We start from the raw sequence: 15,548 nt of genomic DNA, 5'->3' as shown, positions 1-15,548 counted from the left end.
TAGGGGTAATGGTAATAGAGAAAGGTAAAGGGGAGAATCACTTTGACTAAGAAAAAAACGACAAATATTATCCTATTCAGCGGAGATTATGATAAAGCGATGGCGGCCTATATTATCGCAAATGGGGCAGCGGCATATGATCATGAGGTAACAATATTCCATACATTCTGGGGATTAAATGCTTTGCGTAAAGATGAAGATAAAATGATTAAAAAAGGCTTTATCGAAAAACTGTTTGCGAAGATGATGCCTAGAGGGGCAGACAAAATGGGCTTATCAAAAATGAATTTTGCCGGTTTCGGACCGAAAATGATTAAAGGTGTGATTAAGAAACATAATGCAATGACACTGCCGCAGCTTATTGAAATGGCTCAAGAATTAGATGTTAAGCTTGTTGCCTGTACAATGACGATGGATTTGCTTGGCTTAAAAGAAGAAGAATTGCTAGACAATGTTGAATATGCTGGCGTTGCAGCATATCTTGCTGATGCTGAAGATGGGAATGTGAATTTGTTTATCTAACAAAACAAGTTTTTTGTGAAAATTAATACCCGTAGGGGTAAAATTGGAGGTTTTATCATGAATCAAATCAAAACAGACGTATTATTAGATGCTAAGGGACTTGCTTGTCCAATGCCAATTGTGAAAACAAAAAAGGCAATGAATACATTAGAAGCAGGTCAGGTATTAGAGGTTCAAGCAACTGATAAAGGATCAAAGGCAGATATTCAGGCATGGGCTAAAAGCTCAGGTCATCAATATTTGGGGACATTAGAGGATGGTCAGGTATTAAAGCATTATTTAAGAAAGTCATCTGATGAAGAAGTCATTGAAAGAAAACATCCGAATGTTGTATCTAATGATGAGTTTGAACAAAAACTTGAAAGTAGTGCCAATTTAGTTGTGCTAGATGTAAGAGAATCAGCAGAATATGCATTCAATCATATTGCAGATGCAATCTCCATTCCATTAGATGAATTGGACAATCGAATGGATGAGCTGGGTCGGGATAACGAAATTTATGTCGTTTGCCGCACAGGTAGCCGCAGTGATTTTGCTGCACAAAAATTAGTTGAAAAGGGATTTAAAAAAGTATTTAATGTTGTACCAGGCATGAGTGAATGGTCTGGCAAAACAACAGGTATTCAAAAATAAAACTAAGGACATATTCTGTCATAATGACCGATTTTCTAAAACACAAGGTAAATGCTTGTTATGAATCGTTCATAGCAATCGTTTTACACGAATGCAATAAGAAACGCCCACCATGAGGGTTATCAAATTTTTTTAACTCAAATTATACCATAGGGGGTAATTTTGGTATGACCGTAAATATAATGACTGCAAAAGAGGTTACAAAGAAAATTATTAATAAAGAACAATTGTTTATCCTAGATGTTCGCAATACAGATGACTTTCAAGATTGGAAGATTGAAGGGGAGAAATTCGAATACTTAAACATCCCTTATTTTGACTTACTTGATGGAGTAGAAGCTATTCTTGATAAACTGCCGGCAGATAAAGATATTTTAGTTGTTTGTGCCAAAGAGGGCTCATCCATTTTTGTTACCGAAATGCTTTCAGAAGTAGGTATGACCGTTTCTTATTTAAAAGGTGGCATGAAGGCATGGAGTGAATATTTAGTACCTTTAAAAATTGGGGATTTAAAGGATGGGGGAGAACTCTATCAGTTTGTCCGCATCGGTAAGGGATGCTTATCCTATATGGCTATTTCAAACGGTGAAGCTGTGATCATTGACGCGACACGGATGACAGATATTTTTCTCGATTTTGCTAAAAGTATGGACGCAAAAATTACCCATGTATTTGATACGCACCTTCATGCTGACCATATTTCCGGCGGGCGGATCATTGCTGAAAAATCAAATGCGACTTACTGGCTGCCTCCTAAAGATGCAACTGAAGTTACTTTTAAATACATGCCATTAGAAGACGGAAGTGTCGTGACAATTGGAAACTCAGCCATTAATGTTCATGCTCTCTATTCACCAGGTCACACGATCGGCTCCACATCCTTTGTGCTCGATGACAAATATTTACTTTCAGGAGATATTTTATTCATTGATTCGATCGGAAGACCTGACTTAGCGGGACTTGCAGAAGATTGGGTTGGGGATTTACGAGAAAGCTTGTACAAGCGCTATAAAGAATTGTCTGAAGAACTAATCGTTCTGCCAGCACACTTTATGATCATTGACGAATTAAATGAGGATGGCAGTGTCGCGGAAAAACTCTCCACATTATTCGCGAAAAACCACGGGCTTAAAATTGAAGATGAAAATGAATTTAGAAAGCTTGTTACTGAAAACCTGCCACCACAGCCAAATGCTTATCAAGAAATTCGCAAAACAAATATGGGGAAAATCGCCCCAAGTGAAGAAGAACAGCGCGAAATGGAAATCGGACCAAACCGCTGCGCTGTTAGATAATTCAATAATAATCAGGAGGAATGACAAATATGGGAACAGCAAAATTTTTAGATGCGAAAGGGTTAGCATGCCCAATGCCAATTGTTAGAACGAAAAAGGCAATGAATGAATTAGAATATGGGAAAGTGCTTGAGGTTCATACAACAGATAAAGGCTCTATCAATGACATAACGGCTTGGTCTAAATCAGGTGGCCATGTATTAATGAAGCAAGAAGAAGAAAACGGAGTGTTTAAGTTCTGGATTAAAAAAGGAGAGTAAAATTTGTTGAAAGGGAGCCAAATAGAAGGTTCCCTTTTTCCTAAGGAGTGTCAACATGGGTTTAGCATTTATGATCATCATCTTTCTTATTGGGTTTATCGGGTCCTTTATATCTGGCATGCTAGGAATAGGCGGTGCAATAATTAATTACCCGATGCTGCTTTACATTCCTCCTTTATTCGGACTTGCCGCATTTACCGCTCACGAAGTTTCGGCGATTAGTGCTGTACAAGTTCTTTTCGCGACAATCAGTGGCGTGTGGGCATATCGTAAAGGCGGTTATTTAAATAAAATATTAATTGGTTATATGGGGGTAAGCATATTAATAGGAAGTTTGGTGGGTGGATTTGGATCAAAGCTCATGTCGGAAAGCGGAATTAATGTGATTTATGGAGTGTTGGCATTACTTGCAGCCGTTATGATGTTTATTCCCAAGAAAGGAATGGATGGAATCCCCCCAGCACAAGTGAAATTTAACAAATGGCTAGCAGCTGTACTAGCTTTAATTGTCGGCCTTGGAGCTGGAATTGTTGGTGCAGGCGGTGCATTTTTATTAGTGCCAATTATGCTAGTTGTATTAAAAATTCCTACACGAATGACCATCGCTTCTTCATTGGCGATTACCTTTATCTCTTCGATTGGTGGAACAATAGGAAAAATCACAACCGGACAAGTAGATTATGGTACAGCATTCATTATGGTCATCGCTAGTTTAATTGCATCACCTTTAGGTGCAATCGCGGGAAAAAAAGTAAAAACAAAAGTATTGCAGGGAATTTTAGCGGGATTAATCATCGCAACCGCAGCAAAAATTTGGATAGATATATTTTAGTATGGATAAATTTAGGTGGTGATTTCAAGAACAAGAAGCATTTAGATCATACTGACTGACTAAAATACCGGGCTTAATTTTCCGGTATTTTTTACATATAATCATATTCTTTCAGTCTTATTGACAATGATTATCATTTTCCCTAAAATGAGAGTAAGTTATACGGGATCGAAATTCACTCTTGGGAGGAACAACATGAGTATGCTGCACGGCTTGAAGGATATTGAAACGGTTATTACCAATAAGCGCAAGATTGGTGGGGCTGCAGAAGCTGCGATGCTGAAGTTAACTTCAGGGGAAATCTTTCATCATCCAGTATTTACGAATATCGACAAGTCGAAAGGGCAGTATGTTTCCCTCTGTTTTATTGATGAAGAAGGTATGAATATTTGTATACATGTTGACCAAATTGCCATTATGAAGGGCTTGGAATATAAATTAATCTGTCAATTAAATAATGAAATTGTAAAGCAGCTCATGCTTTCTGATACATTACAATACTTACAAAGATTATGTGAACTAAATGAAGGCTTTGTCACACCAACCTTCCAAAAGGAAGCATTAGTGCTTGTGAGGGATATAAGTGTGAAGGAGCTTGAAAAGAAAAAAGTTACTTTACCTTTCCAAGTAGATGATAATTTAATTCATTTCAATCGGAAATTTGCTTAAAAAAACGAGGCTCAGCACCTCGTTTTTTCTATATTTCAAATACTGACTGACATGAAAGCCGATATCCTTCATTAAGAGCATCCTTTAATTTCTGCTGCTCCATTTCATTTGGCGGAAGCAAATAAGAAGATCCTGAAACAATTTTCACTTTACATCGACCACAAGTTCCTTTGCGGCACTTATAATCGAGATCTTGTCCTTGCTCAAGAGCTGCATCCAATAGAAGTTTTCCGCGAGAAGGTACTACATCAAAACGCTGTCCGTTTTGTAAAATCATAATCGTTGGCGATAACTTAGTAGTGGATTTTTTCTTTACCTCTGTTTCACGACTAACAACTGTGGGCGTTTCTAATGGCATCCCTGGAATAAGAGAGCCAACTGTCAATATCCTTCTATTCAAGAAACTTACTCCTTATTTTTCCGGATTATCAAGAGTACAAATGGCCGATGGATGTTTAATCCTTAATACAACTGTTTCATATACGCGAAACGGATGATTCATGCCTTCATCTCCAAGATAGGCGATTTCAAAATCCTCGGAAACAGCTAAATCCAAATTATTTCTTCCAGTGTTTACGAGTACGCCTGTTTTTCCTTTTAAGACGGGAGATTGAAAAACACCGTCTGTAACAAGCTCGCGGACATGCTCGATTTCTAATACATTTGTATCCTTATGTACACGGTGCAAAAGGGAATACAGCTCTGGTGATAAGACAAGCGCGTATGGTCCAGTATGGTTCATATCTAGCAATTTATTTCTGGCATCGACAATATCCTGAAAGGCGCTTCCTGACTCATACCAATTTCTAATTAAATGGGTGAGCCTTCCTTTTACATTCATGAGCCCGGGAATATCAAATTCCTTCGAACCGTGAAAAATCATCTGATCCTCTAAAATAGCGACATCTCGGGAAGCATTGGCGGCACCGGAGAAATCGATTGGAATGTCTAATACCTTTGCTTGTTCAATATCACGCCAATAGAGGACAAAATCTTTGTATAACATCGGGATTGTATAATTGACACGTTTGCTCGATTCGATAATCGTATCAAAAGAGCCTTGAAAATCGATCCTCGCTTCGTGGCTCTCAACATATATATCATTGAAAATACTTTGCACACCTCGGCCAAGCGGCCCATATAACTCGATAAAACGCCGTCCGACTAATTGTCTCCGCGCAGCATCAATCACGATTTGCTGCAAATGATTATACTCTGAATCAGAAAAAGGCAAATCTGGTGAAAAACTCATTTTCTTCTCCTCACTTCATCCATATTTCAAACTTCCAACAGTAAACCCTTTTTTATGAGAACTAATTGTCTTAACTGTTTGTCCGGTGCTAGGTGGAGCTAAATGATCATGGTGTTCATCATGATGTGCATGTGGGTCCACATAATCATGGTCAAAATGCTGATTTATTTCTAAAAGCATGGCTTTCACTTGCTGATAATCCCCATAGGCATCTGCTCTTAGCTTATTTAACAAAGTACTCCGCTCTTCATCTGTAAATTGAAAAAGGGCTAAATCAAGATGCTCTACAAAATTATGTAAACCGAACTTTTCAAGATTTAATTCTTGTAAAAGCCGGTTGAATTCATTGTTTGTCGGTGAAAATGCGCGTTCGTCCTTAATATCTTCAAATTTTGAAATAAGCGGAATGAGTACATCTAATCGCGATAGCCGCTGTTCCTCTTCTTCGTAAATATGATGGTAATAAAGACGTTCATGATCATCCTTGGCAAATTCGATGACTGGATCAAGCATCGCCATAAATTTTTCAATAGCTTCTTTCGTTGTAGTAAAAATCCGATAAAAAATCGTTAATTCGCTTTTCAAAATTTCACCCCTCCTAGCTTTTCATCGTTATCCATTATGGTCAATCGAGATCGATTTAATCCATACTACATACTGCTTATGTGGAGAAAGATGATTCTAAAGGGTCTATGAATTTAAATATTTTGGAATAATAATATAGAAGGAAAGCGATCGATTTTGTTTGTTAGACAAAAACGTTCTTATTGAATCGGTTTATTCAGTTCCAGCGAATTACGGCATAGCCTAAGGAGGTGCACTCTTGAATAAATTCAAAATCATTTTACCCGTATTATTTTTAACATTGATCTTTGTCCTATTTTCATGTAACTCAGAAAGGCCAACTCCACCCGATGATGTCCAGCCGAAAGAGAATGCTTTGCAGCCGAAAGAGGGAAAACCATCTGCCATTAATCTTGATGATGTGATTGGTTATGCACAACAAGGAATGATCAAAGATTGTCCATTCAATGTTTTGGATAGCAAGCTGGAGCAAGTGAAAGCCAAGTGGGGAAATCCAGAAAAGGTAGAAAAAGCGGGCTATGGATCATATGCAACTTATAAAAATATTGTTCTAGGCTTTAATGAGAAGAAAGAGATTTTTGATTTGCGCTCCAATGCAAAAGAATTAAATGATCTTACTTTTGAAAATATCGAAGAAGCATTAGGGGAGCCTTCTGATATAAGGGAATTAAATGACGAAAAAATCTATGTTTATGTTTTACAGGAAAATATTGAGCTGAAATTTATCATTCCGAAAAATAAAACAGGAGTTGATCATATCTCAGTTTTTAATCCGCAAAGGGTTATGCGAGAAAGTCAGGCAGATAAGGATTATATGCTTGAAATAAAAGGGACATCGAATCAATTGACGACCGGAGCATGGGAGAAAATGCAAAATTGGCGGAAGCAAATCATTCTATTTTCAAAGGGGCAGGAAAATGTTTATGTGAACGGCCCTAATAAAAAGATGGTTGCTTTAACATTTGATGATGGGCCAGACGGGGAAGTCACTCCTGCCATTGTTGACATTTTAGATGAATACAATGTTCCAGGCAACTTTTTCTTTTTAGGAAAAGAGGTTGTGAAGCATCTCGATGTAGTAAAGGCTGCATATGAAAAAGGAAACTTAATCTTGAGCCATACGTATAGCCATGTCGATTTAACAAAATTGGATCAAAATGCAGTTCGTTTAGAAATCGACAAGACAGGTGAGGCTATCAAATCAGTCACTGGTAAAGAGCCAGCTATTCTTCGGACCCCGTATGGGGAAACGAATAAACAAGTGGCAGCCATTGCGCGAGAGGAAGGCTATTCGATTGTTCTTTGGTCCATTGACACGCTTGATTGGTCACAAAAAGAAACGGAAAATATCGTTAAAAATGTGATCGAAAATGTACGAAACGGCGATATTATTCTCATGCATTCTGATTCGGAAAAGACAGAGACAAAAAAAGCTCTTCCTATAATGATCGAAGCCCTACAGAAGAGGAACTTTGAAATAGTTGATCTGGAAACATTATTGCAAATAAAAGCTTATAAATAGACATGAGGATTTTCCTTTACCTGAATAGGGGTAAAGGTTTTTCTGTTATATTTAAGTTTTGTATATCTACAAGTAATGATAGTAATGACGATTCGTTTGCATTATAATAGGCAAGAAAATAAACATTTGTTGGAAAAATAATAGGAGGGAGAGCATGTATGATATCAAAAGAAAGCAATATTAGATTAGTGGTTGCTGGGTTATTGCTTGGGATTCTGATGGCTGCGATGGATAACACGATTGTTGCAACGGCAATGGGAACGATCGTTTCAGATCTTGGTGACTTTGATAAGTTTGTCTGGGTAACGTCTGCTTATATGGTAGCGGTTATGGCAGGAATGCCGATTTTCGGAAAATTATCTGATATGTTTGGACGTAAACGCTTTTTTATTTTTGGATTAATTGTTTTTTTAATTGGTTCGGCCCTCTGCGGAATTGCTCAAAGTATGGTGCAGCTGAGTATTTATCGCGCGATTCAAGGAATTGGGGGAGGCGCTTTAATGCCGATCGCCTTTACGATCGTTTTCGATATTTTTCCTCCTGAAAAGCGCGGGAAAATGACCGGATTACTTGGTGCTGTATTTGGGGCATCTAGTGTACTTGGCCCCTTATTAGGAGCTTATATTACAGAATATATAAGCTGGCATTGGGTTTTCTATGTTAACATCCCTATCGGAATTGTTTCATTTTGGTTAATCGTTCGTTATTATAAGGAAACCTCCCAGCTAAAAGATCAAAAAATTGATTGGGGCGGGGCTATTACCCTTGTTACAGCCATCATTTGTCTAATGTTTGCTTTAGAGCTTGGCGGAAAGAAATATGCATGGGATTCTGTTCAAGTAATTAGTTTATTTATTGGCTTTGCTCTATGCTTTATTGCTTTTTTCATTATTGAGCTGAAAGCAAAAGAGCCCATTTTGCCATTTTGGTTATTTAAAGGGCGATTATTTGCCACTTCACAAATTTTAGCGTTTTTATATGGGGGAACATTTATTATCTTAACGGTTTTTATCCCTATTTTTGTTCAAGCCGTTTATGGGAGCTCAGCTACAAATGCAGGGCTAATTTTAATGCCGATGATGCTTGGTTCGGTAGCTGGAAGTGCCGGCGGAGGAATTTTTCAAACGAAAACAAGCTTCCGCAATTTAATGATTATTTCTGTGATTGCGTATTTTGCTGGCATGTATTTCCTAAGCACTTTAACACCGGACACATCTAGAGCACTAATGACTGTTTATATGATTATCGTCGGTTTTGGAATGGGCTTTTCCTTTTCCTTATTACCAACCGCTTCTGTTCACAATTTACCACCGCATTTTCGAGGGACGGCGAATTCAACGAACTCCTTTTTACGTTCATTTGGCATGACGATTGGGATTACTGTTTTCGGTACGATTCAAAATAAAGTTTTTACACAAAAAATGGCGGATGCGTTTAAGGGAATGGAAGGCGGTCAGGCGTTTGGAAATCTAGACAACTCCCGTCAAATTTTTGAGGCGAGTGAACGTGCGAAAATTCCAAGCTTTGTTTTGGATAAAATCATCGATTCACTTTCAACTTCTATTACATTTACCTTTTTTATTGCATTAATCCCAATTCTCCTTTCGGCTATCGTCATTTTTGTGATGGGGAAGGATCGTGTGGTCGTAGCAAAGGAAGGAAAAAATCATTAAACTTTTTAACCCTGTGGCCATTAGTCCCAGGGTTCTTTATGCTGTAAAAAAATATGAATATAACCTATTGACCTTTACGCAGCGTCAAGGTGTAGATTTAGTTTAGAGGGAGGAATTGCGAATGGAATACACAGTGCAGGGTTTAGCAAAATTAGCTGGGGTGAGTGCCCGGACATTGCGATATTATGATGAGATTGGCATTCTTAAGCCGGCAAGAATGAACTCATCAGGTTATCGGATTTACGGGAAGGCAGAGATTGACAGATTGCAGCAAATCCTTTTTTACAGAGAACTTGACGTCAGCTTAGACAATATTAAAAAGATTGTCACTTCTCCAGACTTTGATGGCGCACATGCACTGAAAGAACATCGCGAAAAACTCCTGGAAAAAAGAAAACAGCTCGATGCATTGATTGCTAATGTTGAGAAAACAATTGAACAAACAGAAGGGAGAATCCACATGTCTGATAAAGAGAAATTTGCAGGGTTTAAGAAAAAAATGATTGAAGATAATGAGAAGAAATATGGAAAAGAGATTCGTGAAAAGTATGGCAATGATAAGGTCGATCAATCCAATGCCAAGCTGGTGAATATGTCTGAGGAAGATTATGAGAAGGTTACAAACCTAGCAAATCAAGTGACAGATACTTTGGCAGAGGCATTTACCACTAGGGATCCATCCGGCGAACTCGCCCAAAAAGCAGCGGACTTGCATAAGCAATGGCTCTGCTTCTATTGGAGCGAATACAGCAAGGAAGCCCATGCAGGTCTAGCTCAAATGTATGTAGATGATGAAAGGTTTACTGCCTATTATGATAAAGAGCAGCCAGGTACAGCAGAATTTTTACGGGATGCGATTTACATTTATACCGGAATGAAGAAGTAAAAGAAAAAAACCCGCTGATTTTAGCGGGTTTTCTAATCTAGCAAAAGATTATTTTAATAATAATCTTTCAAGCAATTCTTCTGATACATAGGTTTTCCCATTCTTCATTTCGGGTGCATCTGTAAAATAGCCAATACTGCGATTGTATCCATAATCTTTTTTACCAATGGTAAGAAGGATGGTGCTTGTCTGTTTTCTCAATAAAATACTATTTTGTTTTTTATTCCATTCCACCTTATAACCCAATTGTGCGGCTACTTTTCTAATCGGAATCATTTTTGTATCTCCTATAAAATAGTGATCCTTATCAATCAATTGGCTGACTTTCAACAAATTTTCATCCGTAAATTCAAGGGCAATGATTTTTGTAGGTGTTGTTTGTGCAGGAATGCTTCTTGTTGAAATCGTGTAAAATACGATTAACTCTTTTTCTGCTAAGTCTTCTTCGGAAATAGAGTCTCCCTTTTCATTTTCGAGAATGGTCTCTTTAGAAATATGCAACTTCAGATCATTGTCGAGGCTTACATGCTGTTTATTAAACTTTGCTACCTTAACCTGCCCTAGCTCTTGACCGTGTACTATCATTATTTCAGGAATGACGTTAGCAGGGTAAATCAAGGTCATTGGTTTATTCTTGTCATAATAAGCATTAATTTTTGTTCCTTTCTTGATCTCTGCACTTTCAAATTTTTCTCCCTTTTCATTATCTAGTAAAAGTACATCATTCGTTATCGTAAAAATCATTTCCAATGAATCGCTTTCATTTTCTACAAGGATACGGGTAGCTTTCGTATCCTTCTCAATCTCTTTAACTACACCAGAAAATTTGATGAAATTGGATGTATCCTTCTCTTGAGCACGTTCCTCTTCAGACATATTTTGAATGTCTTTAGATTGACTATTAGCAAGTACTGAATGATTGCTTAATACTAACCCAGCTATTAAAACAGTTGTAGCTAGTACATTGATTTTCTTCATCTTGTTTCCTCCTTAAATTTTTAGGGTCTCCTTGAATTTGACGTTAAAAAAATGGAGGGGTTACAATTTCCTCAAAAACAATTATTTTCCATGGAAATAAAAGAACAGTGACGAGCACTGTTCTAATTTCGTTTCTATTCTTTATTCTCAGGGTGAAAAATAATTAATTAAGTGTTCTTTTGGCCCTCTACCAAATGTTTTAAAATCGAAAGCTTATTATCCCAGAATTGGTCGAAGTAGGCGAGCCATTGTTTTAATTCAGTGAATGATTCAGGTTGCAAGCGGTAGCGTTTTTCTCTCCCTACTTTTTGTCCCCGGACTAACTCTGCCTCTGATAGAATATGAAGATGCTTGGTTATAGCTGTCCGACTCATTGAAAAATGCGTGGTAATTTCAGAAATCGGACGTTCTTTTTCAGCCAGTAACTTCAGTACTTCTCTGCGAGTAGGATCGGCAATTGCTTGAAAAACATCATACTTCGGAAGAGCGGCCATTACCCTTCCACAACTTTACGAAGTCTTTCCTTAACAAGCCCTTCCCAGCCTGCATTCATCGTATCGCGGATTTCTGCAGCGCTTCTTCCTGCTTTCGGTACAATCGAATCAGCTTGCTTCCAGCCGCCATGAATCATTGTAAATTCTGTTTGATCTCCTAAGTTCTTTAAATCAAAAGAAACAAACCAGCCATCTGTATCCCAAGAAAAAGATAAATGGTTCGGTGCATTGATTTCTAATACTTTACATGGAGAGGGACCAAAAGGTGATTGGATATGGAACTCATGCCCAACCTCAAGCTTAAAGTCGTTTGGCATAAACCATGAGGCAATTCCTTCCGCTGTTGAAACGGTATCCCATACTTTTTGAATGGGTGCATTAAATATGATTGTTTTCTTAATATCTTGTACAGTAGCTTGATTTTCCATTGATTATAACCTCTTTCTTTTTTAGGATATAAAACCATTTGGTTTCACTTTAAAAATTATATAAAACCATTTGGTTTCATGTCAAGGCAGCATTATTAATATTATTACCCTTTTTTTGTAAAAATTTTAATTTATTGCTTGAAACATAGGTGAGAATTGTGTAAGATATTAACACATTACACGAGAGGGTGACCATGGGGCGATGATCTACTAATCCTGATTTCAAAATTATGTTCGTCATTAAACGAAGTCATATTGGAATAGGATTAGTCTATACATTTATGGAAAAAAGATGATCATTGCAATAGCAATTGGTATTGCTATGTCTTTTTCTATGGTTTTTGATGACTCCTATCCAAAATGACGGATAGGGGTTTTTTGCGGGATTTATTTTTAAAAAGGTATTAAGAAAAAGGAGAATGTTATGAAGCAATTATTCAAAAATCGATTTGTTCAGGCAATATTTCTGTCTGCTTTGTTTCTCCAAGTAGGAATTTGGGTGCGAAATTTTGCTGTTCTTTTATTCGTTATGGAAAAAACTAATGGCGATGCCTTTGCCGTTTCGATGATATCGGTTGCGGAATTTGCGCCGATCTTTATTTTCTCATTTATTGGCGGAACTTTTGCAGACCGTTGGCGTCCGAAGAGAACGATGGTTTGGTGTGATATTTTAAGTGCACTATCTGTATTTGCTGTATTAGTTACACTTGTGATCGGTTCATGGAAAATCATCTTTTTCGCTACATTAATTTCGGCGATTTTATCGCAATTTTCCCAGCCGTCCGGAATGAAGCTATTTAAAATGCATTTAAGTGAAGAGTTAATTCAATCCGCTATGTCTATTTATCAAACCATTTTTGCGATTTTTATGGTATTCGGCCCTGTGCTTGGAACGTTTATTTTCCAGCAATTCGGCATCGATGTATCTATAGCCATAACTGGAATCGCGTTCTTGCTATCTGCAGCTATGCTAGCATTTATTCCAGCAGACCACCAAATGGACGCAGAAAAGAAAGAGTCGTCAGTACTTGAGGAAATGAAAAGAGGAATTCGCTACGTTCTTGCTAAAAAAGAACTAAAGCTTCTTGGGCTTTGCTTTATGGCTGCAGGACTTGCCATTGGATTAATTCATCCTCTTTCGATTTTCCTCGTTACAGAGAGATTAGAGCTGGCAAAAGAAAGCTTGCAATGGCTTTTAATGGCGAATGGAATTGGTATGATTGTCGGGGGAGCGGTTTCTGTTATGTTCTCTAAATCCGTTCCACCGCAAAAGCTATTAGTGATTGGGATGTTGGCCAATGCGATAGGTATGAGTGTGATTGGCTTTTCAACTACCTTGCCGCTTACACTTGGAGCAGAATTCGTGAATGGACTATTCTTCCCTTGTATTCAAATCGGGATTAATACAATGATCCTCCAAAATACAAAAGCTGAATTTATCGGAAGAGTGAATGGAACATTAAGCCCGCTTTTCACTGGGGCAATGGTATTAACAATGAGCATGGCAGGTATATTAAAAAAAATGACTTCCATTGTAACTATGTTCGAGTTGGCTGCTGTCCTTTTTGTAATTGGGTTGATTGTGATATTGCCAATCTACAATATGAAAGCACCAGTGCAAGGCGAAAGAATGTTAGCTAAGGAATAGGAGAATCGTATGTGCCGGAACATTAAAACATTATTCAATTTTGATCCGCCAGCTACTGATGAAGAGACTCAAGCAGCAGCTCTCCAGTATGTAAGAAAGATCACAGGTTTTAACAAGCCCTCAATGGCGAATGAAGAAGCGTTTAATCTTGCCGTTAGTGAGATAGCGCTAGTATCCAGAAATTTATTTAATTCACTTGAAACGAGTGCAGAGCCACGTAATCGCGAAATTGAAGCTGAGCGTGCTCGAGCCAGGTCAGCTAAAAGGTTTGGAAAAAACTAATAAATAATAAAAGGGCAGACCCATGCTAATGGTGTCTGCCTTATTTTATAGTATCGTTTTCTTCTATTTGGTGAGAGGGTGATGGCAAAACTTACCAGCAGTTGAATAGATGATTTTTAATTAATAGTCATAATATGGAGCAAAATATATTTGAGAGAAGTGTTTGTATGTAAAAACAATAGCACTTCTCCAACATGGAGGTGAAATAATTGGCAGACGATAAACGAAATCGTGATGATATCGATGCTGGTGAGGCACTTGGAACAGGCGCCGGTGCTGCAGTTGGTGCTGCAGTAGGTTCTGTATTAGGTCCGATAGGCACAGTTGCGGGCGCTATTGCTGGCGGTGCGCTGGGCAATAAGGCTGGCGAAGGTGCTGAAGATGCTATGGATCGTACAGCAGATCGAGAGGATGGCTAGAAGTTCCTCCTTTACTTAGTTTTGTAATGCGGTGACAGCCTTAATCAGGGACAGTCGAAACATATGGACTGTCCCTTTATTCTATTACTGATTGATCATATATTTGATACTCTCCCTCGTTTGAACAGCCTTTTTTTCCTTCTTAACGGATAAAAGAGCAATCGTACTTAAAATACAAATCGTCCCAATCCATTCGGCCAAACCAAAAGTAACATGGAGCCAAATAATCGCCAAAAATGCTGCTGTTAACGGCTCTGTGCAGGCAAGTAAGCTAGTTTCAGAAGCACTAATATATTTTAGGCTTTCTAAATAGCAATAAAACGCAATAAAGGTGCCAAAGGCTATCACAAAAATCACAGAAAAGACAGCTGAAAGCGACCAATGCCCTTCAAAGGCCCATGGGGGATGAATAAAGCTAAAAAAAACTCCGCCGATTAACATTCCCCAGCCAACGACAATTACCGATCCCCAATTGGCAAGAAGTTTAAGAGGATGAAGTGTGTAGAAAGCTAATGCCACTGCAGAGATTAGCCCCCAAAACAATGCCAAGCCAGAAATTGAAAGTGTGTGAAAACTTCCTTGCGTGACAAGCAAAAATGTCCCTGAAATCGCTAATATAAAAGCAAGACCTTCTGTTTTTGTCGGCATTCGTTTCGAGCGGAACGCCGCATAGCACATTATGAGCACAGGCGCTAAATATTGCAGAACAGTGGCCGTAGCTGCATTTCCATGCTTAATGGCCGCGAAAAATGTATATTGAACACCAAGCATGCCGAGGATTCCAAAGAGAATAATGCTGAAGGCGTCATATTTTACCTTCCAAATTGCCCAAACTCTATGTTTCTCCTTTTTATAAGCTATTCCTAATAATAAAGCTCCTGAGATTAATAGTCTAACAACGACTAACCATTCCGGGCTAAAGCCTTGGTGCTGAAAAAGGAATTGAGCGACCGTCCCGGAAACACCCCATAGAATAGCAGCGATTAGCACTAGGAGGATTCCTTTTTTTCTTAAAAACGTACTGCTAGAAATCATCATTTTTCCTCGCAATCATATATTGGTCATTTTTGATTTTGATCCATTTATTTTCGGATCATAAAAAATTGATAGCTTAAATTTTTCAGCTGTATGTTACAGTGTGTTCCCTATTTAGTCAATAAGGATTTGCGG

The 15,548-nt window shown here is 38.1% G+C and carries 19 protein-coding genes; 12 read left to right on the top strand and 7 right to left on the bottom strand.

The features are described 5' to 3' along the window. The first annotated feature begins 42 nt into the window (after positions 1-42). The 6 genes from F7731_RS13685 (at position 43) to F7731_RS13660 (ending at position 4,211) form a co-directional block, all read left to right on the top strand. Entirely contained in the window at positions 43-522 is a 480-nt protein-coding gene (locus F7731_RS13685) for a DsrE/DsrF/DrsH-like family protein (protein WP_151535350.1), read from the top strand. 57 nt (positions 523-579) lie between these two features. Then, entirely contained in the window at positions 580-1,155 is a 576-nt protein-coding gene (locus tag F7731_RS13680) for a sulfurtransferase TusA family protein (RefSeq protein ID WP_151535349.1), read from the top strand. Positions 1,156-1,322: 167 nt separating this feature from the next. Then, positions 1,323-2,450, top strand: a complete 1,128-nt coding sequence (locus tag F7731_RS13675; protein WP_151535348.1) for an MBL fold metallo-hydrolase — start codon at positions 1,323-1,325, stop codon at positions 2,448-2,450. A 29-nt stretch (positions 2,451-2,479) separates the two neighbouring features. Further along, positions 2,480-2,710: a sulfurtransferase TusA family protein gene (locus F7731_RS13670; RefSeq protein ID WP_151535347.1), complete on the top strand. Its 231-nt coding sequence runs from the start codon at positions 2,480-2,482 to the stop codon at positions 2,708-2,710. A gap of 55 nt (positions 2,711-2,765) precedes the next feature. After that, entirely contained in the window at positions 2,766-3,542 is a 777-nt protein-coding gene (locus tag F7731_RS13665) for a sulfite exporter TauE/SafE family protein (RefSeq protein WP_151535346.1), read from the top strand. A 195-nt stretch (positions 3,543-3,737) separates the two neighbouring features. Continuing rightward, positions 3,738-4,211 (top strand): hypothetical protein, encoded by a 474-nt coding sequence (locus tag F7731_RS13660; RefSeq protein ID WP_151535345.1) that lies wholly within the window; start codon positions 3,738-3,740, stop codon positions 4,209-4,211. A 28-nt stretch (positions 4,212-4,239) separates the two neighbouring features. Here F7731_RS13660 and F7731_RS13655 read toward each other — a convergent pair whose 3' ends face one another. The 3 genes from F7731_RS13655 to F7731_RS13645 are packed head-to-tail and all read right to left on the bottom strand — an operon-like array spanning position 4,240 to position 6,048. Next, complete coding sequence (locus F7731_RS13655) at positions 4,240-4,611, bottom strand: 2Fe-2S iron-sulfur cluster-binding protein (RefSeq protein ID WP_151535344.1); 372 nt, start codon at positions 4,609-4,611, stop codon at positions 4,240-4,242. Between the two features lie 12 nt (positions 4,612-4,623). Then, complete coding sequence (locus tag F7731_RS13650) at positions 4,624-5,463, bottom strand: family 1 encapsulin nanocompartment shell protein (RefSeq protein WP_151535343.1); 840 nt, start codon at positions 5,461-5,463, stop codon at positions 4,624-4,626. A 15-nt stretch (positions 5,464-5,478) separates the two neighbouring features. Continuing rightward, a complete protein-coding gene (locus F7731_RS13645; RefSeq protein WP_151535342.1) occupies positions 5,479-6,048 on the bottom strand; it encodes an IMEF encapsulin system ferritin-like cargo protein in 570 nt (189 codons plus the stop codon). Positions 6,049-6,286: 238 nt separating this feature from the next. On the opposite strand from F7731_RS13645, the gene F7731_RS13640 reads away from it, so the two are divergent. The 3 genes from F7731_RS13640 to F7731_RS13630 all read left to right on the top strand — a co-directional run bounded on the left by F7731_RS13640 (position 6,287) and on the right by F7731_RS13630 (position 10,129). Continuing rightward, complete coding sequence (locus tag F7731_RS13640; protein ID WP_151535341.1) at positions 6,287-7,570, top strand: polysaccharide deacetylase family protein; 1,284 nt, start codon at positions 6,287-6,289, stop codon at positions 7,568-7,570. 158 nt (positions 7,571-7,728) lie between these two features. Beyond that, the gene (locus F7731_RS13635) at positions 7,729-9,243 is read left to right on the top strand and encodes an MDR family MFS transporter (protein WP_151535340.1); all 1,515 of its coding nucleotides are present in this window, start codon (positions 7,729-7,731) and stop codon (positions 9,241-9,243) included. 121 nt (positions 9,244-9,364) lie between these two features. Further along, positions 9,365-10,129, top strand: coding sequence for a MerR family transcriptional regulator (locus F7731_RS13630; protein ID WP_151535339.1), 765 nt, complete (start codon positions 9,365-9,367; stop codon positions 10,127-10,129). A gap of 48 nt (positions 10,130-10,177) precedes the next feature. On the opposite strand, the gene F7731_RS13625 is transcribed toward F7731_RS13630, so the two are convergent. From F7731_RS13625 to F7731_RS13615, 3 genes are all read right to left on the bottom strand, one after another. Next, positions 10,178-11,107 (bottom strand): copper amine oxidase N-terminal domain-containing protein, encoded by a 930-nt coding sequence (locus F7731_RS13625; RefSeq protein WP_151535338.1) that lies wholly within the window; start codon positions 11,105-11,107, stop codon positions 10,178-10,180. A 167-nt stretch (positions 11,108-11,274) separates the two neighbouring features. Continuing rightward, entirely contained in the window at positions 11,275-11,601 is a 327-nt protein-coding gene (locus F7731_RS13620; protein ID WP_151535337.1) for an ArsR/SmtB family transcription factor, read from the bottom strand. After that, on the bottom strand, positions 11,601-12,029 hold the full coding sequence (locus F7731_RS13615) for an SRPBCC family protein (protein WP_151535336.1): 429 nt from the start codon (positions 12,027-12,029) through the stop codon (positions 11,601-11,603). Before F7731_RS13615 ends, F7731_RS13620 begins: the two co-directional genes overlap by 1 nt. A 424-nt stretch (positions 12,030-12,453) precedes the next feature. Here F7731_RS13615 and F7731_RS13610 point away from each other — a divergent pair, with 424 nt between their 5' ends. The 3 genes from F7731_RS13610 (at position 12,454) to F7731_RS13600 (ending at position 14,378) form a co-directional block, all read left to right on the top strand. Beyond that, positions 12,454-13,677 carry an MFS transporter gene (locus F7731_RS13610; RefSeq protein ID WP_151535335.1) on the top strand — a complete coding sequence of 408 codons (1,224 nt, stop codon included), beginning with the start codon at positions 12,454-12,456 and terminating at the stop codon, positions 13,675-13,677. Between the two features lie 9 nt (positions 13,678-13,686). After that, on the top strand, positions 13,687-13,959 hold the full coding sequence (locus F7731_RS13605) for a DUF2277 domain-containing protein (RefSeq protein ID WP_151535334.1): 273 nt from the start codon (positions 13,687-13,689) through the stop codon (positions 13,957-13,959). Between the two features lie 209 nt (positions 13,960-14,168). Then, on the top strand, positions 14,169-14,378 hold the full coding sequence (locus tag F7731_RS13600; RefSeq protein WP_151535333.1) for a hypothetical protein: 210 nt from the start codon (positions 14,169-14,171) through the stop codon (positions 14,376-14,378). 84 nt (positions 14,379-14,462) lie between these two features. Here F7731_RS13600 and F7731_RS13595 read toward each other — a convergent pair whose 3' ends face one another. Continuing rightward, positions 14,463-15,413, bottom strand: a complete 951-nt coding sequence (locus F7731_RS13595; protein WP_151535332.1) for a DMT family transporter — start codon at positions 15,411-15,413, stop codon at positions 14,463-14,465. Positions 15,414-15,548 lie beyond the last annotated feature (135 nt).

The organism is Cytobacillus depressus (genome assembly GCF_008923245.1).
GTDB classification, from domain to species: Bacteria; Bacillota; Bacilli; order Bacillales; family Cytobacillaceae; genus Cytobacillus; species Cytobacillus depressus.
The sequence above is the reverse complement of the archived record's forward strand: the minus strand, read 5'-3'. Positions and strand labels throughout refer to the sequence as shown.

What these genes read in the sequence shown, in the direction of transcription:
- F7731_RS13675 (WP_151535348.1), top strand. Translation starts at nt 1,323, where the DNA reads ATGACCGTAAATATAATGACTGCAAAAGAGGTTACAAAGAAAATTATT.
- F7731_RS13650 (WP_151535343.1), bottom strand. Translation starts at nt 5,463, where the DNA reads ATGAGTTTTTCACCAGATTTGCCTTTTTCTGATTCAGAGTATAATCAT.
- F7731_RS13660 (WP_151535345.1), top strand. Translation starts at nt 3,738, where the DNA reads ATGAGTATGCTGCACGGCTTGAAGGATATTGAAACGGTTATTACCAAT.
- F7731_RS13605 (WP_151535334.1), top strand. Translation starts at nt 13,687, where the DNA reads ATGTGCCGGAACATTAAAACATTATTCAATTTTGATCCGCCAGCTACT.
- F7731_RS13610 (WP_151535335.1), top strand. Translation starts at nt 12,454, where the DNA reads ATGAAGCAATTATTCAAAAATCGATTTGTTCAGGCAATATTTCTGTCT.
- F7731_RS13635 (WP_151535340.1), top strand. Translation starts at nt 7,729, where the DNA reads ATGATATCAAAAGAAAGCAATATTAGATTAGTGGTTGCTGGGTTATTG.
- F7731_RS13665 (WP_151535346.1), top strand. Translation starts at nt 2,766, where the DNA reads ATGGGTTTAGCATTTATGATCATCATCTTTCTTATTGGGTTTATCGGG.
- F7731_RS13630 (WP_151535339.1), top strand. Translation starts at nt 9,365, where the DNA reads ATGGAATACACAGTGCAGGGTTTAGCAAAATTAGCTGGGGTGAGTGCC.
- F7731_RS13620 (WP_151535337.1), bottom strand. Translation starts at nt 11,601, where the DNA reads ATGGCCGCTCTTCCGAAGTATGATGTTTTTCAAGCAATTGCCGATCCT.
- F7731_RS13680 (WP_151535349.1), top strand. Translation starts at nt 580, where the DNA reads ATGAATCAAATCAAAACAGACGTATTATTAGATGCTAAGGGACTTGCT.
- F7731_RS13625 (WP_151535338.1), bottom strand. Translation starts at nt 11,107, where the DNA reads ATGAAGAAAATCAATGTACTAGCTACAACTGTTTTAATAGCTGGGTTA.
- F7731_RS13595 (WP_151535332.1), bottom strand. Translation starts at nt 15,413, where the DNA reads ATGATTTCTAGCAGTACGTTTTTAAGAAAAAAAGGAATCCTCCTAGTG.
- F7731_RS13670 (WP_151535347.1), top strand. Translation starts at nt 2,480, where the DNA reads ATGGGAACAGCAAAATTTTTAGATGCGAAAGGGTTAGCATGCCCAATG.
- F7731_RS13615 (WP_151535336.1), bottom strand. Translation starts at nt 12,029, where the DNA reads ATGGAAAATCAAGCTACTGTACAAGATATTAAGAAAACAATCATATTT.